This window comes from Cupriavidus sp. 05N39, assembly GCF_056397325.1.
Genome location: NZ_JBFTNE010000302.1, coordinates 1 through 478, shown reverse-complemented (window position 1 = coordinate 478; position 478 = coordinate 1). Strand labels below are relative to the sequence as shown.

Here is a 478-nt window from a genome sequence, read left to right as displayed (position 1 = left end):
AGTGGACGCTGCCCGATGCCATGCCCCTGGCGCTGGAGCGCCTATGGGTCTACCTCCCCGACAACGGCCTGAGCGGCGAGTCGATCGTGCAGCACGTGCGCGGCATGCCCAACGGGCAGGACGTGGTCCTGGTGGTCAGCCCATCGCTGGCAGCCGAGCCCGCGCTGGTCGCCCATGCCGACGACCCCGCAAACCTGTGCGTCTGCCTGGACCAGGTCGCGCAGAGCCGCTGGCTGCTGCAGCCCAATGCCGCGGCCGCGCTGCTGGCGTTGCTGGCACGGCAACTGAAGGTGACCCGCATCTCCCCGTACCAGACGCATGGCGGCATCACCCGGCCGACGGCGTTTTTCGGACGCGAATCGCTGCTGGCCCGGGTGCTCAACCGCGAGCCCGGCAACTACCTGCTGGTGGGTGGCCGGCAGTTGGGCAAGACCAGCCTGATGAAGGCGATCGAGCGCCGTTTCGCCGGGCATCCGCG

Annotated in this window: 1 pseudogene; it reads left to right on the top strand. The window is 69.9% G+C overall.

The features are described 5' to 3' along the window. Positions 1-478 (top strand): annotated as a pseudogene (locus AC1DN0_RS41415) (ATP-binding protein); the annotation flags it as partial.